General features: G+C 73.7%; 15 protein-coding genes. 9 read left to right on the top strand and 6 right to left on the bottom strand.

The window, feature by feature from the left end; translation table 11 throughout:
• Nucleotides 1–228 precede the first annotated feature (228 nt).
• The 4 genes from ABT106_RS25275 to ABT106_RS25260 all read left to right on the top strand — a co-directional run bounded on the left by ABT106_RS25275 (nt 229) and on the right by ABT106_RS25260 (nt 4,791).
• On the top strand, nt 229–1,089 hold the full coding sequence (locus ABT106_RS25275) for a galactokinase (RefSeq protein WP_351281455.1): 861 nt from the start codon (nt 229–231) through the stop codon (nt 1,087–1,089).
• A 118-nt stretch (nt 1,090–1,207) separates the two neighbouring features.
• The gene (locus ABT106_RS25270; protein WP_351281453.1) at nt 1,208–2,506 is read left to right on the top strand and encodes an alkaline phosphatase family protein; all 1,299 of its coding nucleotides are present in this window, start codon (nt 1,208–1,210) and stop codon (nt 2,504–2,506) included.
• Between the two features lie 10 nt (nt 2,507–2,516).
• Nucleotides 2,517–3,839, top strand: coding sequence for an MFS transporter (locus ABT106_RS25265; protein WP_351281451.1), 1,323 nt, complete (start codon nt 2,517–2,519; stop codon nt 3,837–3,839).
• Nucleotides 3,840–3,849: 10 nt separating this feature from the next.
• Nucleotides 3,850–4,791 carry an SDR family oxidoreductase gene (locus ABT106_RS25260; RefSeq protein ID WP_351281449.1) on the top strand — a complete coding sequence of 314 codons (942 nt, stop codon included), beginning with the start codon at nt 3,850–3,852 and terminating at the stop codon, nt 4,789–4,791.
• A gap of 12 nt (nt 4,792–4,803) precedes the next feature.
• On the opposite strand, the gene ABT106_RS25255 is transcribed toward ABT106_RS25260, so the two are convergent.
• A complete protein-coding gene (locus ABT106_RS25255; protein WP_351281447.1) occupies nt 4,804–5,574 on the bottom strand; it encodes a TetR/AcrR family transcriptional regulator in 771 nt (256 codons plus the stop codon).
• Nucleotides 5,575–5,667: 93 nt separating this feature from the next.
• Here ABT106_RS25255 and ABT106_RS25250 point away from each other — a divergent pair, with 93 nt between their 5' ends.
• Nucleotides 5,668–7,944 (top strand): ATP-binding cassette domain-containing protein, encoded by a 2,277-nt coding sequence (locus tag ABT106_RS25250; protein ID WP_351281444.1) that lies wholly within the window; start codon nt 5,668–5,670, stop codon nt 7,942–7,944.
• Nucleotides 7,945–8,112: 168 nt separating this feature from the next.
• Here the strand turns inward: ABT106_RS25250 and ABT106_RS25245 are convergent, their stop codons facing one another.
• The gene (locus ABT106_RS25245) at nt 8,113–9,186 is read right to left on the bottom strand and encodes an enoyl-CoA hydratase/isomerase family protein (RefSeq protein WP_502979472.1); all 1,074 of its coding nucleotides are present in this window, start codon (nt 9,184–9,186) and stop codon (nt 8,113–8,115) included.
• A gap of 41 nt (nt 9,187–9,227) precedes the next feature.
• On the opposite strand from ABT106_RS25245, the gene ABT106_RS25240 reads away from it, so the two are divergent.
• On the top strand, nt 9,228–10,145 hold the full coding sequence (locus ABT106_RS25240) for a cobalamin-binding protein (protein ID WP_351281440.1): 918 nt from the start codon (nt 9,228–9,230) through the stop codon (nt 10,143–10,145).
• Nucleotides 10,146–10,196: 51 nt separating this feature from the next.
• Here ABT106_RS25240 and ABT106_RS25235 read toward each other — a convergent pair whose 3' ends face one another.
• Nucleotides 10,197–10,655 carry an ATP-binding protein gene (locus tag ABT106_RS25235; RefSeq protein ID WP_351281438.1) on the bottom strand — a complete coding sequence of 153 codons (459 nt, stop codon included), beginning with the start codon at nt 10,653–10,655 and terminating at the stop codon, nt 10,197–10,199.
• Between the two features lie 78 nt (nt 10,656–10,733).
• Complete coding sequence (locus ABT106_RS25230) at nt 10,734–11,105, bottom strand: STAS domain-containing protein (RefSeq protein ID WP_351281435.1); 372 nt, start codon at nt 11,103–11,105, stop codon at nt 10,734–10,736.
• 342 nt (nt 11,106–11,447) lie between these two features.
• On the opposite strand from ABT106_RS25230, the gene ABT106_RS25225 reads away from it, so the two are divergent.
• The 3 genes from ABT106_RS25225 (at nt 11,448) to ABT106_RS25215 (ending at nt 14,175) form a co-directional block, all read left to right on the top strand.
• Nucleotides 11,448–12,431 (top strand): magnesium and cobalt transport protein CorA, encoded by a 984-nt coding sequence (locus ABT106_RS25225; RefSeq protein ID WP_351281432.1) that lies wholly within the window; start codon nt 11,448–11,450, stop codon nt 12,429–12,431.
• Nucleotides 12,432–12,504: 73 nt separating this feature from the next.
• The gene (locus ABT106_RS25220; protein ID WP_351281429.1) at nt 12,505–13,554 is read left to right on the top strand and encodes a YihY/virulence factor BrkB family protein; all 1,050 of its coding nucleotides are present in this window, start codon (nt 12,505–12,507) and stop codon (nt 13,552–13,554) included.
• Between the two features lie 51 nt (nt 13,555–13,605).
• Entirely contained in the window at nt 13,606–14,175 is a 570-nt protein-coding gene (locus ABT106_RS25215; RefSeq protein ID WP_351281427.1) for an ATP-binding protein, read from the top strand.
• Here the strand turns inward: ABT106_RS25215 and ABT106_RS25210 are convergent, their stop codons facing one another.
• On the bottom strand, nt 14,176–16,740 hold the full coding sequence (locus ABT106_RS25210) for a SpoIIE family protein phosphatase (RefSeq protein ID WP_351281425.1): 2,565 nt from the start codon (nt 16,738–16,740) through the stop codon (nt 14,176–14,178).
• 42 nt (nt 16,741–16,782) lie between these two features.
• The coding region (locus ABT106_RS25205) for a response regulator (protein ID WP_351281422.1) at nt 16,783–17,727 on the bottom strand (945 nt) is incomplete at its 5' end.

Raw genomic sequence — 17,727 nt, 5'->3', positions numbered from 1 at the left:
CACGGTTCACCGTCCGTTCACTCGCACCGGTCGGCCGCTTCACCTGTACGGCCTAATTTCGGTGGTGCACGGTGAGAACGCCAGCAGGTCAGGCGCCCGGAGCACGCCGTCTCCGCCCCGACCGGCGCGCAGCACCCGCCCCCCGGTCCCACGGGCGGTGGCCAGGGCCGCCCCGGGGAGGCCGGGGCCGCCGGGGGCGGGATCGCGCGGCGGGCCACCGCCGACCCGTTGTTCCGGCTCGTCGCCTACGCGCTGGAGTCCGCGCACGGCCGGCCCCCGGCCGCCGTCTGGAGCGCCCCGTACGCCTTCCACCTGGACTCCCCCGGACTGGTCGCGGCGGCCGGCTGGCCGGTGGCCGCGGCCGCGGCGCCGCGCACCGACGGCCTGGTGCGGCTCAGCTCGCTCGCCCACCCCGCGGACAGCTGCGACGTACCGCTGGCCCTGACCGGGCCGCCGCCCGACACCCCCGCGTGGGCGGTCCGGCCGTACGCCCTGCTGCGCGCCCTCGCCCGGGCCGGGTTCGGGCGCGGCGGGAGCGACCTGCACGTTCAGGGCTCGCTCACGGCGGCCGCCGGGCTGGCCACGGCGGAGCCCGCGGACTGCGCGCTGGCGCTGGCCGTGGCCGACGTCCACACGCCTGCGGGCGTGGAGCCCGACCGCGCGCACCTCGCGCGGCTGCTGGCCCGGGCCCTGCCCGACGGGGACGAGGCGCTGCGCCGGGCGGCGCTCTTCGCCCGCCCGGGCGAAGCCCTGCTGCCGGATCGGGACGACGCCCGGCCCCCGCGGTACGTGGCCTTCGACCCGTCGGCGGCCCGGGAGCGCCTGGTGCTGATGGCGGTACGCGGCCGCTCGGGCGGCGCCGACCGGCGGGCGGAGCTGGCCCGGGCGGTGGCCTGCGCCCGGCGCGCCGGCGCCCTGCGCGCCTGGCCGCCCGGGCCGCGGCCGGGGAGCGGCGTGCTGGTGGTGCTGCCCGAGGCACGGCTGACCGCGGTGCGCAGCGCGGTCGCGGCGGAGTTCCGCGAACGGGGGCGGCCCGTGCCGCGGTTCCTGAACATCACCGTGGCAGGTCCGGCCCGCCGCGAGCAATGACTCCCGGCCTCTCCGGGGCGGCCGGGCACCCCGGAGAGGCCGCCGCCCGGGGAGCCCCCACACACACCGGGGCCCGCCATGCCGCGGGCCCCGCTACCAGCACGAGGAGGCACCACCCATGCCCGTCACCAAACTCCCGCCCCCGCCCCCTCCGCCCCCACCGCCCGCGGCGGCGAGACGCAGGGCCGTCCGGTCCGCGCTCGTGGCCGGGCTCGGCGCGCTCGGTCTGCTGGCCGCGTTCACCATCGCCGCCTCCCAGGCCGCCGAGGGCACCGGCCGCGCCCGCGCGGACGCGGCGGGCTCGGCGGCGGCGCTGCCGGCGTACGACCACGTGGTGGTCGTGGTCTACGAGAACAAGCAGTACGGGGAGATCATCGGCAGCGCGAACGCCCCCTACATCAACCAGTTGGCCAACGGCGGCGCGAGCCTGACCGGGATGAAGGCGCTGACCCACCCCAGTCAGCCGAACTACTTCAACCTCTTCTCCGGCTCCACCCAGGGCATCACCGGAGACGGCTGCTACACCCCGCAGTCGATGACGGCGCCCAACCTCGGGCAGGAACTGATCGCTGCGGGCAGGACGTTCGCGACGTACAACGAGGACCTGCCCGCCGAGGGCTCCACCGCGTGCTCCAGCGGCCAGTACGCGCAGAAGCACAATCCGTGGTTCGCCTTCAAGAACGTGCCGCTGAACACCGGCAAGACCTGGGCGCAGTTCCCGCAGGGCGACTTCGCGGCGCTGCCGGACCTGTCGTTCGTGGTGCCCAACCAGTGCAACGACATGCACTCCTGCCCGGTCGCGACCGGCGACACCTGGACGCGCACCCAGCTCGACGCGTACGCGCAGTGGGCGAAGGCCAACAACAGTCTGCTGGTGCTGACCTGGGACGAGGACAACTACCTGGGCTCGAACCAGATCGCCACGGTCTTCCACGGGGCGAACGTCAAGCCGGGCAGGTACGCGACGCCCGTCAACCACCACCACCTGCTCCGGACCTTCGAAGACCTCTTCGGCACGGCGACGCACGCGGGCAACGCCGCCAACGTCCAGCCGATCACGGAGGTGTTCACCGCCTCCACGGAGCCCACGCCCACGCCCACCCCGACACCCACGCCCACCCCCACCCCCACCCCGACGCCGACGTCTTCTCCCGGTGGGCTGAAGCTGGTCGACCCCGGCCCCCGGACCTGCACCTTCAACCAGACCTGCACCATCCAGCTCACCACCTCCGGCGGCACACCCCCCGTCCGCTACACCGCCACCGGACTCCCCTGGGGCCTCACCCTCAACCCCACCACCGGACGCATCACCGGCAAACCCTGGACCACCGGAACCCTCCGCATCACCGCCACCGCCACCGACACCACCCCCACCACCGCCACCACCACCTTCCCCCTCACCCTCAACTGGTTCTAAGGGAGCGTCCGTGTACCTGTCGACCAGCAGGGCTGCGGACATCGCCGCGGACACCCCGCCCCGCGGGGGTCCCGTGCGGGCCGTCCCCGGCACCGTCCTCGCGCTCGGCCTGGTCAGTCTGGTCACGGACGTGTCCGCCGAGATGGTCACGGCCGTCCTGCCGCTGTACCTGGTGGCGGGACTCGGGATGTCCCCGCTCGCCTTCGGCGCCCTGGACGGGCTCCAGCACGGCGCCACCGCGCTGCTGCGGCTGCTGGGCGGGCGGGTCGCCGACCGCACCCGTCGGCGCAAGCCCGTCGCGGGAGCCGGGTACGCGCTCTCCGCCGCCTGCAAGGCGGCCCTGCTCGTCGTCACCACCCCCTGGTCCGTGGCGGCGGTGCTCGCCGCCGACCGGACCGGCAAGGGCCTGCGCACCGCCCCCCGCGACGCGCTGATCTCGCTGTCCTGCGCGGCCGGGGAGCAGGGCCGGGCCTTCGGCGTCCACCGTGCGATGGACACGACGGGCGCGCTGCTGGGGCCGCTGGCCGCGTTCGGGGTGCTGTCGGTCGCGGCCGACGGGTACGCCGCCGTGTTCACGGTGAGCTGCTGCTTCGCCGTTCTGGGGGTCGTCCTGCTGGTGCTGTTCGTACGCGAGGCGCCCGCTCCCCCGGACCAGCCCGCCCGCCCGGACCGCCCGTCTCCCCCGGACCACCCGTCTCCCCCGGCCGCATCCACCGCCCCGGCGGCGGCGCCGGGGCGGTCCGTTCGGAGCCTGCTGCGCCTGCCGGCCCTGCGGCGGCTCTGCCTGACCGCCGCCGTGCTCGGCGTGTTCACCGTCGGCGACGCCTTCCTCTACCTGCTGCTCCAGCGGCGGCTCGGCCTGCCGCTCGCCTGGTTCCCGCTGCTGCCCGTCGGCACGGCGGCCGTGTTCCTGCTGGCCGCCGTGCCCGCGGGCCGGTTCGCCGACCGGCTGGGCCGACGGCGGGTCTTCCTCGGCGGGCACCTGCTGCTGCTCGGCGCGTGCCTGCTGCTGCTGGCGCCCCTGCCCGCCGGCCCGGCCCTCGCCTTCGCGGGCGTGGCCGTCGTCGGGCTGCTCGGACTGTTCTACGCGTCCACCGACGGGGTGCTGATGGCCGCCGCCGCGCCGCTGCTGCCCGCCGGGCTGCGCACCACCGGTCTCGCCGTGCTCCAGACCGCGCAGGCCCTGGCCCGGTTCGCGGGCTCCCTGCTGTTCGGGGCCGCCTGGACCCTGTGGGGTCCCGGCGCGGCGCTGGCCGCCGCGGCCTGCGGACTGTTGGCCGCCCTGGCGGCGGCCTCCGCGTTCGGCGGGCCGGAGGCGGGCGGGGCGACGTAGGGTCGGGGGCATGTCTGACGTACAGCGCACATCGAACGGACAGCGGACGCTGGAGGGCAGGGTCGCACTGGTGGCCGGGGCGACACGGGGAGCGGGCCGCGGCATCGCGGTCGAGCTGGGCGCGCGGGGCGCGACCGTGTACGTGTCCGGTCGCAGCACCCGCGACCGGCGCTCGGAGTACGACCGGCCCGAGACGATCGAGGAGACCGCCGAGCTGGTGACGGCGGCGGGCGGCCGGGGCATCGCGGTGGTCGCGGACCATCTGGTGCCGGGCGAGGTCGAGGCGCTCGTCGGCCGGATCGACGCCGAACAGGGCCGCCTGGACGTCCTGGTCAACGACATCTGGGGCGGTGAGCTGCTCTTCGAGTGGGACAGCACGGTCTGGGAGCACGACTTGGACAAGGGGCTGCGGCTGCTGCGGCTCGCGGTGGAGACCCACGCGATCACCAGCCACTTCGCGGTCCCGCTGCTGCTGCGCACGCCGGGCGGGCTCGTGGTGGAGATGACGGACGGCACGGCCGAGTACAACGCGAGCCGCTACCGGGTGTCGTTCTTCTACGACATCGCCAAGTCCTCCGTGCTGCGCATGGCGTTCGCGCTGGGCCACGAGCTGGAGCCGCACGGGGTGACGGCGGTCGCGCTGACCCCCGGCTGGCTGCGGTCGGAGATGATGCTCGACACCTTCGGGGTGACGGAGGCGAACTGGCGGGACGCGCTCGGAAAGGTCCCGCACTTCGGCATCTCCGAGACCCCCGCGTACGTGGGCCGGGCGGTCGCGGCGCTCGCCGCGGACCCGGAAGTGGCGCGCTGGAACGGGCAGTCGCTCTCCAGCGGGCAGCTGGCCGGGGAGTACGGCTTCACCGACCTCGACGGGAGCCGCCCGGACGCCTGGCGGTACATGGTCGAGGTCCAGGACCCGGGCCACCCGGCGGACGCCACCGGCTACCGCTGACCCCGGCCCGGTTCAGCCCCGGCCGGCGGTCGGGGCGGCGGCCTCGACCATCCGGGTCAGCCCCTCCAGCACGCACCTCAGGCCGAACGTCCACACCGCCTCAGGGTCGTAGGCCCCGACCGTACTGCCGACGCGGCCGGCCAGCGGGTAGCGCCCGGGGTCCATGGCCCGGTCCAGCAGTGGGGCGCTGACGGCCCACCAGTCGTCGTCGCTCTGGCGGCTGTTGTGCGCGGCGGCGTCGGCGGCGGCGAGGGCGTTGGCGTGGACGAAGCCGAGCAGGTGGGTCAGGGCGGCGTCCATCTCGGAGTCGCTCAGGCCGATCGCGTCGAAGGCCGCCAGCTCGCGGTCGTACTTCCCGATGACGCCGGGACCCAGCGGCGGGCGGGTCACGGCGAGATCGGCGATCCACGGGTGCCGGACGAGCAGGGCGCGGTTGTCCTCGGCGACGCGGGTGACCTTCGAGCGCCAGGGCTCGCCGGAGTCGCTCCGCCCCCGGTCCATGCGCCGGTACGCCTCGTCGAGCATGAGGTCGAGCAGCTCGTCCTTGCCCGGGACGTAGGTGTAGAGGGTCATGGGGGTCACGCCCAGCCGGCGGGCGAGCGCCCGCATGGTGAGCGCGGGCAGTCCCTCCTCGTCGGCGAGGCCGGTGGCGGCCCGTACGACGGCGTCCACGGTCAGGCCCTGCCGCGGTCCGCGCCGCGCGGGCGGCTCCTGCCCGGGTTCGCGCCAGAGCAGCCGCAGGGTGCGGACGGGGTCGCCCGCACCGCTCCGGTCCTTCGCCATACGGGCTCCTTCAATCCTCGGCCAGGAACTCACTACAGCGTATAGAGTACGGTGTAGAAAGTAAGCCGCGCCGCCGCCACCGCGAGGAGTTCCGTGCAGATCGACGCCGACAACCATGACGCCGACAGCCACCAGGTCATCCAGGTCCGCGGAGCGCGGGAGAACAATCTGCGCAACGTCTCCCTGGACATTCCCAAGCGCCGCCTCACCGTCTTCACCGGCGTCTCGGGCTCCGGAAAGTCCTCCCTCGTCTTCGGCACCATCGCCGCCGAGTCGCAGCGCATGATCAACGAGACGTATACGGCCTTCATCCAGTCCTTCATGCCGACCCTGGGCCGGCCGGACGTCGACGGTCTGAACAACCTGAGTGCCGCGATCGTGGTCGACCAGGAGCGGATGGGGGCCAACTCCCGTTCCACCGTGGGCACCGCCACCGATGCCTACACCATGCTGCGGATCATCTTCTCCCGCCTCGGCACCCCGCACATCGGCACCTCCACCGCCTTCAGCTTCAACACCCCCGACGGCATGTGCCCGCGCTGCGAGGGCATCGGCCAGATCTCCGACATCGACGTCGACCAGCTCGTGGACCGGGAACTCTCCGTCAACGAGGGCGCGATCACCGTGCCCGGCTACGCGGTGGACTCCTGGTACTGGCAGGTCATGGCGGGCTCGGGCTTCTACTCCCCCGACACCAAGCTGAAGGACTTCACCGAGCGGGAGTGGGCGGACTTCCTCCACAAGGACTCGGTGAAGGTCAAGGTCGGCTCGAACAATTTCACGTACGAGGGCCTGATCACCAAGATCCAGCGGACGTACCTCGCGAAGGACCGGGAGGCCATGCAGCCCCACATCCGGTCGTTCGTGGACCGCGCCGTGGTCTTCACCGACTGTCCGGACTGCGGGGGCACCCGGCTCTCGGCGGCCGCCCTCTCCTCGCGCGTCGACGGCCTGAACATCGCCGACTGCTCGGCGATGCAGATCAGCGACCTGGCGACGTTCGTCCGGCGGCTCGTCGACCCGGGCGTGGCGCCGCTGCTCACGAGCCTGCGGGAGCTGCTGGACTCGCTCGTGGAGATCGGGCTGGGCTACCTCTCCCTCGACCGGCCGTCGGGCACGCTCTCCGGCGGGGAGGCACAGCGGGTCAAGATGGTCCGCCACCTCGGCTCCTCGCTCTCGGACGTCACGTACGTCTTCGACGAGCCCACGATCGGCCTGCACCCGCACGACATCCGGCGGATGAACGACCTGCTGCTGCGGCTGCGCGACAAGGGCAACACGGTGCTGGTCGTGGAGCACAAGCCGGAGGTCATCGCGATAGCCGACCACGTGGTGGACCTCGGCCCGGGCGCGGGCACGGCGGGCGGCGAGCTCTGCTACGAGGGGGACGTCGCCGGGCTGCGCGCGTCCGGCACGCTCACCGGCCGGCACCTCGAACACCGCGCGCGGCTGCGGGAGTCGGTGCGCACCCCGCGCGGGCAGCTGTCGGTCAAGGGGGCCGATCTGCACAACCTGAAGGACGTCAGCGTGGACGTGCCGCTGGGGGTGCTGGCGGTGGTGACCGGGGTCGCGGGTTCCGGGAAGAGCTCGCTGATCCACGGCTACCTGGCCGGGCAGGAGGGGGTGGTCGTCGCCGACCAGTCGCCCATCCGCGGCTCACGCCGGTCCAACCCGGCGACGTACACGGGGCTGCTGAGCCCGATCCGTACCGCCTTCGCGAAGGCCAACGGGGTCAAGGCGGCTCTGTTCAGCGCCAATTCGGAGGGCGCCTGCCCGAACTGCAACGGCCTCGGGCTGGTCTACACGGACCTGGCGATGATGGCGGGCGTGTCCTCGGTCTGCGAAGAGTGCGAGGGCAAGCGGTTCACACCCGAGGTGCTCGGCTACGAGCTGCGGGGCAAGAACATCAGCGAGGTGCTCGACATGCCGGTGGCGGAGGCCCACGCGTTCTTCACCACCGGCCAGGCCCGGGCGATCCTGGGCCGGCTGGGCGATGTGGGGCTGGGCTACCTGAGGCTCGGGCAGCCGCTCAACACCCTGTCGGGCGGGGAGCGGCAGCGGCTCAAGCTCGCGATCAACATGGCGGAGAAGTCCTCGACGTACATCCTGGACGAGCCGACGACCGGACTGCACATGGCCGACGTCGACAAGCTGCTCGCGCTGCTGGACCGGCTCGTCGACGACGGCAACTCGGTGATCGTCATCGAGCACCACCAGGCGGTCATGGCGCACGCGGACTGGCTGATCGACATCGGGCCGGGCGGCGGACACGCGGGCGGCGAGGTGGTGTTCGAGGGCACGCCGGCGGCCCTGGTGGCCGGCTCGGACACGCTGACGGCCCGTCACCTTCGGGAGTACGTCTCCTCGTAGCCCGAAGGCGCACGCGAACACCCCGCGCCTCAACCGGCCTCACCTGGCGTCGTGTAGCGCGGCATCGCGTCACGTCGCCTCGCCTCGCTCGGCTTCGCGTCCGGCACGGGCCGGGTTCCGGACGGCACCGCGCCGGGGGCCCGGCTCGGGCCCGCGCCGGAACCCGGCTCACGCGTGGCCGGGCTCCGCCCCGGGACCGTAGTCCGGCAGGCGCAGTTCGCCGGCGCCGAGGGGGGTGAAGTAGCGGGCCACGTCGGCGTCGGTGACCTCGCCGAGGGTGGCCGGGGACCAGCGCGGAGCACGGTCCTTGTCGATGACCTGCGCCCGGATCCCCTCCACCAGATCCGCCGAGCCCAACGCGTTGCACGACACCCGGTACTCCTGCTCCAACACCCGCTCCAACGGCCCCAGCGACGCCGCCCGCCGCAACGCCGCCAACGTCGCCTTCACCGCCACCGGCGACTTCGACATCATCGTCTCCCCCGCCTCCTTCGCCGCCGGATCACCCTGCGCCAACAACCGCTCCACGATCACCTCCACCGAATCCCCCGCGTAACACGCGTCGATCCACTCCCGCCGCCCCGCCAGCACCCCCGCCGCCGGCACCGCGGCGTACCGCTCCAGCACCTCCCGCACCGGAGCCACCGCCAGATCCGACACCAGCCCCGCCAACGCCTCCGACGGCACGAAATGATCCGCCAGCCCGCACAGCAGGGCATCCGCCGCGCCCACCGCCGCACCCGTCAGCGCCAGATGCGTCCCCAACTCCCCCGGCGCATGCGCCAGCAGATACGTACCACCCACATCCGGCACGAACCCGATCCCCGTCTCCGGCATCGCCACCCGCGAACGCTCCGTGACGATCCGCACGCTCCCGTGCGCCGAAACCCCGACTCCGCCCCCCATCACCAGCCCGTCCATCACCGCCACATACGGCTTCGGAAACCGCGCGATCCGCGCGTTCAACCGGTACTCGTCCCGCCAGAACCCCGCCGACGCACCCCCACCCACCCGCGCGTCCTCGTAGATGGCCCGGATGTCCCCACCCGCACACAACCCCCGCTCACCCGCACCGCGGATCAGGACCTGCGCGATCGCCGGATCGCGCTCCCAGGCGGTGAGGGCCGCGTCGATCCGCACCACCATGGAGTGGGTGAGGGCGTTCAGGGCTGCGGGCCGGTTCAGGGTGACCGCACCGGTGCGGCCCTCGACGTCGAACAGGACGGCGTTGTCGTCTTCGATCTTCACCCCGCCAGTATGTCCGCGCGGCCTAAGGTCGGGGCATGCGCATCGTCTCCCTGCTGCCCGCCGCCACCGACATCGTCGCCGAGCTGGGCCTCGCCGCCGATCTCGTCGGGCGCACGCACGAGTGTGACTGGCCGCCGGCCGAGGTCGCCGGCGTGCCCGTGGTCACGGCCGCCGAGTTCGCCGCGGAGACCCTGACCAGCCGGGAGATCTCCGAGGCCGTGGGCGGGGCGGCGCACAGCGGCTCCTCGCTGTACACCCTGGACACCGGCGCCCTCGCGGCGCTGGCTCCCGACGTGGTGCTCACCCAGGACCTGTGCGACGTCTGCGCCGTGTCGTACGCGGGGGTGAGCCGGGCCGTGCGCGTACTGGACGGCGGTGGGCCCCGGGTGCTGAGCCTGGATCCCCGCACCCTGGACGACGTGCTCGACTGCCTGGTCACGGTGGGCGAGCTGCTCGGCGTACGGGAGCGGGCGGTGACCCGGCGCGCGGAGCTCGCGGCGCGGCTGGAGGACGTACGGCGCCTGACGGCCGGGCGGGCCCGGCCGCGCGTGGTGGCCATCGAGTGGCTGGACCCGCTGTGGCCCGCCGGGCACTGGGTGCCGGAGCAGATCACGGCGGCGGGCGGCGAACCGCTGCTGGCCGCGCCCGGGGAACACACCCGGCCGATGACCTGGGACGACGTACGGGAGGCCCGGCCCGACGTGCTGCTGGTGCTGCCCTGTGGCTTCGCCCCGGAGCGGACCCTGCGCGAGCGGGAGTCGCTGACCGCACTGCCCGGCTGGCCGGACCTGCCCGCCGTACGCCGGGGTGAGGTGTGGGTCCTGGACGGCCCCGCGTACTTCAACCGGCCCGGCCCCCGCGTGGTGCGCGGGGCGGAGGCACTGGCCCGGCTGCTGCACGGGGTGGCGGCGGGCGACCCGGTCACCGGGGCCGAAGCGCGCCGCCTGGGCTGAGCCGTCTCGGGGGCGGCGGGGCGTGTGGGCGGCGCGCGGGCCCGCCGGGCGTCAGCCGCCCGCCCAGGCACGGAGCACCGGGGAGGGGACGGCCACCTCCACCCAGACGCACTTGCCGCCCGACCGGGGGCGGGACCCCCAGCTGCGGGAGAGCCGCTCCACGATCAGCAGGCCGTGCCCGCCGGGCCGCCCGCGCCGGGCAGGTGACGGGGGGCGTGCGGACACCGGCGGCTCGGGGTTCGCGTCGGTCACCTCTATCCGCAGCCGCTCCTCGGTGCAGTCGAGCACCAGGGACCCGGGGCCGCCGCCGTGCAGGCAGGCGTTGGCCACCACCTCGGACACCAGGAGGAGGACGTCGTCGGCGGCCGCCTGCTCCTCCTCCTCGGCGGCCGGGAGCCAGCGCCAGGCGGTCAGGGCCCGGCGCGCGAAGTCGCGGCTGCGCGTCACGACGTCGCTGGTACCGTCCAGCCCCAGGTACCAGGTCCTGCCGGGTGACCCCCGCTGTTCCATGGCGATCGGACTCCTCGAGTCGAGAGTGGCACCCGGCCGGCGCCGTCCGCGTGTCCGTGCCCGGCCGCGCGGTGCCCGTCAGCCGGGTGGGCCGGTGGCCTGGTCCAGCGCCTCCGCCACGCTGGCGTGCACGGGGAACACCCCGTCCGCGCCGGTGATCCGGAACATCCGGGAGACGGATCCGCGCAACCCGGCCAGCTCCAGGGTGGCGCCGGCCTCCCGGGCCGTGAGCCGGCTGTGGAGCAGCACGTTCAGGCCGGTGGAGTCGCAGAACCCCAGTCCCGCCAGGTCCACCAGAAGGCGGCCACCCGGGGTGACCGCCGCGTCCAGGGCCTCGCGCAGGGGCTGGGCCGTGTCGTGGTCCAGCTCACCCGCCAGTTCCAGGACGACGGCGCCGTCCACCGCCCGCACCGCGACGGTGAAGCGCTCACTGTCCGCTCCGCCAACCATCCGGCATCACCCTTCCATCCTGTCCTTGCCCCTTCCCGAAAGCCGCGGCGATACGCCTGCGCCCGCCCGCGGAGCGGGACGGGCGGGGCCGGTGCGGTGTGACGGAGGGCTGACCAGAACCGTACGGAGGATCGGCCCTCCGCGCGGCCACCGACATGGCCGCCACCGCTCCCGCTTGCGGCGGGGCCGGTGGCGGCGGCGTCCGGCCGGGGGCCCGGTCAGGCGGGAAGGGCGTCGGCGGTGGCCCGCGATGACGATTCCCTGTCACATTCGGACATGCCGTGCGGGACACCCGCGCATGAAACACGAGCGTCGAAGCATGCGCGGGAGATGGAATGCGTGGTGTACGGGAAGCGGGCGGAGCGGTCGGAGACCGTCGAGTGCCAGGTGGAGGACGAGGACTGCCAGCTGGTGCTGAAGCGGCTGCGGGGGCTCGACGAGGGCGAGTTCGGCTGGGTGCGCGTGGTCGATCCGTCGGAGCACGAACTCGTCCAGCTGGCCGAGGAGCTGGACCTGCACCCCCTGGCCGTCGAGGATGCGGTGCACGCGCACCAGCGCCCGAAGCGGGAGCGCTTCGGCGACGTCCTGGCCGTGGCGCTGAAGACCCTCTGGTACGTCGAGGAGGAGTCGGCGGTGGAGACCGGCGAGATGATGCTCTTCGCCGGACCCCGCTACCTCCTGACCGTCCGGCACGGGACGGTCGACCCCTGCCCCGAGGCGGCCCGCCGGCTCGACGCCGACCCCGCCATGGCGCGCCTCGGCTCCCTGGCCGCCCTGCACGCCGTCCTGGACGTCATCGTCGACGCCTACAGCGACGCCGCCGCCCGGGTGCGTACCGCGCTGAACCGGCTGGAGGACCAGGTGTTCTCCACCGCGCGCGTCGACCACACCGAGCGCATCTACTCCCTCAAGCGGGAGGTCCGCGAGTTCCGGGACGCGGTGCAGCCGCTGGTCCCCGTCCTGAACGGCCTGCTGAGCGGGCTGGGCCAGGAGGACCATCCGCCGGAGATCGTTCCGTACTTCCGCGACGTCGCCGATCACCTGCACCGCACGGACATCGAGGTGCGCACCCTAGACGAACTGCTGAACTCGGTCCTGGACGCCCAGCAGGCCCGCGTGGGCACCTGGCAGAACGATGACATGCGGCGCATCTCGGCCTGGGCGGCGATCTTCGCCGTCCCGACCATGGTCGCCGGCGTGTACGGAATGAACTTCGAGCACATGCCCGAACTCGGCTGGACGTACGGCTACCCGCTCGCCGTCGGCCTCATGGCGGGCGCGTCGGGCGCCCTCTACCGCGCCTTCCGCCGCAACGGCTGGCTGTGACGGCGCGTGCCGGTGGCCGCGGCCGGTGTCCCCGTACGGACATGACTGCCGCAGAACGGGAAACCCGCAGGGTATGACACACATCTCGAAGGCGGACCGTGACGGCGAGCCCGCGCGTCCCGACACCGGCAGGGACGACGACGCGGGCGCGGGACCGGGCCGCCGGGTGGAGGAGCGGGCCCCCGACCGGCCCTCCGCACTCCCGGGGCGGTCGTGGCCGGCCGTGCTCCGCGGGACGGCCAGGGAGTTCACGAACGACGAGCTGGCCGACCGCGCGGCGGCCCTGACCTACTACGGGGTTCTGGCGCTCTTCCCCGCCCTGCTGGTCCTCGTGTCCCTGCTGGGCATGGCGGGCGAGTCGGCGACCAAGCAGGTGCTGGACAACCTGCAGCGGCTGGCGCCCGGCTCCGCCCGCGACGTGATCAGCGACGCGGTCGTACAGCTCCAGGGCCGCAGCGGCATCGGATCGCTGCTGGCGGTCGTCGGCCTGGTCGTGGCCGTGTGGTCCGCCTCCGGCTACATCGCCGCGTTCATCCGCGCCTCCAATGCGGTCTACGACATCCCCGAGGGCCGGCCGGTGTGGAAGGTCCTGCCGCTGCGCCTGGCGCTGACCGTGACGCTGATGGTCCTCGCCTGCGCCAGCGCGCTGATCGTCGTCTTCACCGGTGGTCTGGCCCGGCAGGCGGGCGCCGCCCTGGGCATCGGCGACCACGCGCTGACGGTGTGGTCGATCGCGAAGTGGCCCGTCCTGGTGCTCCTCGTCACGGTCATGATCGCGCTCCTGTACTGGGCGGCCCCGAACGCCAAGGGCCGGGGCCTCAAGTGGGTGACCCCCGGCAGCTTCCTGGCGCTGGTGATCTGGATGATCGCCTCGGCGGGGTTCGCGTTCTACGTGGCGAACTTCGCTTCCTACAACAAGACGTACGGCACGGTCGCCGGTGTGATCGTCTTCCTCGTGTGGCTGTGGATCACCAACCTCGCCGTCCTCCTCGGCCTGGAGTTCGACGCGGAGATGGCCCGCCAGCGCGCGATAGCGGGCGGGATGCCCGAGGACGAGGAGCCGTACGTCCAGCCGCGTGACACCCGCGCCTGGAGCGACGCGGACCGCCGCAGGATGGAGTGACTCCGGGTCGGCCGGTACCCGGGGGCCGGGTGGGCAGCCGGCCTCCGTAGAATGCCCGGGAAGACCTCCCCGGCCGAGTGTGCGCGCCGGGCGAGCAGGACGGGACCGGCGTACGAGTCGGCGGAGGGCAGCGGCCGGTACATGTGGACCCATCGCTCCATATCGGTTTCCGCCGCGTTCGAGGGCACCGAGAAGGTCGCGGCCGCACGGGCGCTGGCCCGCTCGTTCCTGGCGGACGTACAGGGCAAGCACGGGCTTGCCGTGTCCGAACGCGCGCTGGACACCGTCGAGTTGGTGGTCAGCGAGCTGGTCACCAACGCCCGCAAGTACGCGCCCGGCCCCTACCTCCTCGGGCTGGGGGTCCAGGACGGTTGCGTCGAGGTCAGCGTGTGGGACAGCAGCCCGACGCCTCCGGCCGTCCTGACGCCCGACCCGTACCGGGTCGGGCAGCACGGGCTGGAGATCGTCATCGCCGCCGCCCGGACGTTCGACGTACGGCCCGAGGGCGCCGGCAAGCGGGTCACGGCCGCCATCGCGCTGACCGACGGTCCCGGCGGCGCCCCCGCCGGTGATCCGGCCGGCGGGCCCGGCGGGGCGCCCGCCGCCCCCGCCGGGGGATGATCAGTGCACCTGGACACCGATGAGGCACGTGTCGTCGTCGGTGTCGGAGGCGCTGTAGGTCAGCAGGTTGTCGAGGCGCTTCTCCAGCGAGTCCGCGGGCCGCGAGGCCACGTCGAGGAGCTGTGCCAGGGAGTCCGTGACGGAGGCGTCCCGCCGTTCGACGAGCCCGTCGGTGTACATGAGCAGCACGTCCTCGCGTTCCAGCTGCACCTCCTCTTCCGCGAAGACCACGTCGGGCAGAGCTCCCAGGAGCGCCCCGGAGGTGAGGGGGAAGGACCGCGCGTCCGTCCCCCGTACCAGGACGGGCGGCAGGTGTCCGGCGCGCGCCCAGCGGAGCGAGCGCGTGGCCGGGTCGTAGATCCCGCAGACGGCGGTGGCCGTGAGGTAGCTGGTGAGGTGATACGTGACGGTGTTCAGCCAGGAGAGCAGTTGCGCGGGTCCGGCGCCGGTCACGGCGAGGCCGCGCAGCGCGTTGCGCAGGACGACCATGCCGGTGGCCGCCTGGATGCCGTGGCCCGCCACGTCGCCGACGCTGATGAGGATCTTCTTGTCGGGCAGCACGACCGAGTCGTACCAGTCGCCGCCGACGAGCGATTGCGTCTCCGCCGGACGGTAGCGGACGGCGATGCGGATGCCGGGAACCTCCAGGGGCGCCGGGGCGGGCGGCATGATGGCCTGCTGGAGCTGGAGGGCCAGCCTGGTGCGGTCCGCGGATTCGGCCTCGCTGCTGGCGAGCTGGTCACGGGTCGCGGCGAGGGCCACCTCCGTCCAGTGCTGCGCCGAGATGTCCTGGCAGGCGCCCCGTACGGACCGCAGGCGCCCCAGGTCGTCCAGGACGGGTTCGGCCACGATCCGGATGTGACGGATGATGCCGTCGGGACGCCTCAGACGGAAGTCCACCGAGGACTCCCGCCGCCGGTGCAGGAGCGTGCGCAGGAACCGGCCGATCGAGTTCACGTCGTGGGGGTGCGCGTGGGCGGCCAGGTCTTCGAGGGGGACGGGAGAGGCGGTCGGGGAGAGCCCGAACAGGGTGAACAGCTGGCCGTTCCAGGTGATGGCGCCGGTCGTGACGTCCTGTTCGAAACCGCCGACGCGGCCGAGGCGCTGGGCGTGCTGCAAGAGGCTGGCCAGCCGTGCGGTCTCGTCCTCGATCTTCCAGATGAGCAAAAGGGCGGTGCCGTGCCGGCTGATGCCGACGTCGGCGACGGAGGTCAGGGGCACTTCCCCGACGAAGGCCGTCAGGGTCGTGCGCGGCGCCTGGCAGGGCTCGCCGGTGGCGTAGACCCGTTCCAGCTTGGAGAAGAGGCCGCCGGCCTCGGCGGCGGCGGGGTATGCCTCGAGGAAGTGTGCGCCCGCGACGAGTGAGCGGGGACGGCCCGCGGGGTCGACGAAGCGGTGGTTGGTGTGGTGGATGCGGAAGTCGGACAGCTGCCCGCCCGCGTCGAGGTGGGGGGTGAGGACCAGTACGGGATCGTAGAGGTGGTCGGCGAGGTCGGTCAGCTCCGCGACGCCGGCCATCGGAGCGGCGCCCGTGGCACGGGGGTGCTCCTCGGGGGGCCGTTCCTCAAGGGTGTGGGCGCACAGCTCGGCCAGGGCCGACAGCTGCCGCAGGATCTGCGGCGGCTGCGGCGGCAGCCGGTCCGGCCAGCTCACTTCGAGCACACCGTGGATCCGTCCCCCGGTGCCCGCCGGGACCACGACGCGTCCGCCGTCGGGGTGCTGGCGGCGGCCGATGGTGGGGATCCCCGCGTCGGCGAGGCTCGCCACCACCGTGAGGTCCCGGCTGTGCAGCGCCAGGCGGGCGCAGGTGGCGACCTCCGGCGGGACGTAGCGCCAGCGGCCCGCCTCCTCTTCCGTGAACCCGGCCTGGCCGACCAGGGCGAGCGAGGAGTCGGAACCCACCAGCCAGAGGGCGACGCCGTACGCGCCCAGCGGCCCGAGCGCGTTCTCCAGCAGGGCGGTGGCGACGGCCTGGGAGTCGGTCGCGGCCAGTACGCGGCTCTCCGCGGCCCGCAGCCGGACGGCGGGGGCGGGTGCCCGCGCGTCGGACGGCTCCGCGTCGGCGGTCTTGAGGAACTGCTCGGCGATCTCGCTGACCTGGTCGCGGGCGGCCTGGTTGATGACGTCGACGGCCAGGCCCAGGACGGTGGCGCCCGACTGCTCCGCCAGCCGGGTCAGCTGCCGGGACGCCTCGGCGGGCCCGCACCCCAGCCGGCCCACGAGGATTCCCTTGGCCATCTCGATCAGCGCGCGCCCGTCGGCGGCCCACTGGGCTTCCAGGGCCTCCTGCCGCAACCGCTCGACGGTGGCGGCGAGCCGTCCCACCTCGCCCGCCTGCCGCGCGCGGGCAGGATCCCCCGCACCCCCCGCGTCTCCCGCACCCCCCGCGTCTCCCGCGTCCTGGGAACCTCGTGCGGTCCCCGCCTCCCCGGCCGTCGCCGCGGCCCTCGCTCCGGTCCCCCGCTCGCCCGCGCGGCGCGCGGCGGGGACCTCCGGAGCGCCGGTGTGCCCGGGCGCGGGAAGGGGGTGCCCGGGGGCTCCGGAGTCGTCGTGGGTGCTGCTCACCTGACGTCGGCTTCTTCCGTGGGTTCGAGAGGGGCGGGAAGGTCAGTCACGGGAGGAACCCGAGGTGTCCTGCGGCAGGAGCCACCGGCGGAGCCGCGCGATCAGGTCGTTCGCGTCGACGGGCTTGGTGACGTAGTCGCTCGACCCCGAGGCGATGCTCTTCTCCCGGTCGCCGGGCATGGCCTTGGCTGTGACGGAGATGATCGGCAGGTCCGCGTACTGGGGCATGTTCCTGATCTCCGCGGTCGCGGCGTACCCGTCCAGTTCGGGCATCATGACGTCCATCAGGATGAGGTCGATGCCCGGGGTGCTCATCAGGGTGTCGATGCCCTTGCGCCCGTTCTCGGCGTGCAGGACCCGGATGCCGTGGAGTTCGAGGATGCCGCTGATCGCGTACAGGTTGCGCGGGTCGTCGTCGACGACCAGGACGGACCGGTCGGCGAGGCTGGGATCGATGTACGTGTGTTCCGCCGGGGCCGGTTCGCCCTCGGGCCGGACGAGGGGGAGCACGTCCCCGAGCCGGTCCACCGACAGGTGCAGGGTGATCCGTTCGCGGAGTTCGTCCAGGCTGGAGAGCACCTCCAGGCGCTGACCGGTCGCGTGCCGGGCCACTTCCCGCTGCTGCTCCCCGGTCATGCGCCGGTTGTCGTGGGCCAGTACCGGCAGGGAGGCCAGGGCCGAGTCCCCCGCCATGGCCCGGAGGAAGCTCAGGGCCTCGCCGCTGGAGCCCAGTTCGAGGACCACGCAGTGGAACGGGGACTGGGCGAGCACGGCGGCGGCGTCCGCGGCGGTCACGGCGGCGACCACCTCGACCTGGTCGGAGGGTCCCGCGGTGGCCCGCCCGGCGATCAGATCGGACGCGGCGCTCTCGGCGACGAGGCTGAGGAGACCGTTGCTGCGCTCCTCGATCACCAGGAGCCGCCGGGGATGGCGGTCCTGCGCCGCGTCGGCGGCGGCGGGCGCCCCCCCGACGAAACGGACCACCAC

The organism is Streptomyces sp. NPDC002044, from assembly GCF_040296725.1.
Taxonomy (GTDB): Bacteria; Actinomycetota; Actinomycetes; order Streptomycetales; family Streptomycetaceae; genus Streptomyces; species Streptomyces antarcticus.
This window is presented reverse-complemented; position numbering and strand designations above follow the sequence as displayed.

Coding starts and splice junctions, on each gene's coding strand:
- ABT106_RS25270 (WP_351281453.1), top strand. CDS start 1,208: ATGCCCGTCACCAAACTCCCGCCCCCGCCCCCTCCGCCCCCACCGCCC.
- ABT106_RS25260 (WP_351281449.1), top strand. CDS start 3,850: ATGTCTGACGTACAGCGCACATCGAACGGACAGCGGACGCTGGAGGGC.
- ABT106_RS25255 (WP_351281447.1), bottom strand. CDS start 5,574: ATGGCGAAGGACCGGAGCGGTGCGGGCGACCCCGTCCGCACCCTGCGG.
- ABT106_RS25240 (WP_351281440.1), top strand. CDS start 9,228: ATGCGCATCGTCTCCCTGCTGCCCGCCGCCACCGACATCGTCGCCGAG.
- ABT106_RS25235 (WP_351281438.1), bottom strand. CDS start 10,655: ATGGAACAGCGGGGGTCACCCGGCAGGACCTGGTACCTGGGGCTGGAC.
- ABT106_RS25230 (WP_351281435.1), bottom strand. CDS start 11,105: ATGGTTGGCGGAGCGGACAGTGAGCGCTTCACCGTCGCGGTGCGGGCG.
- ABT106_RS25220 (WP_351281429.1), top strand. CDS start 12,505: ATGACACACATCTCGAAGGCGGACCGTGACGGCGAGCCCGCGCGTCCC.
- ABT106_RS25215 (WP_351281427.1), top strand. CDS start 13,606: ATGCCCGGGAAGACCTCCCCGGCCGAGTGTGCGCGCCGGGCGAGCAGG.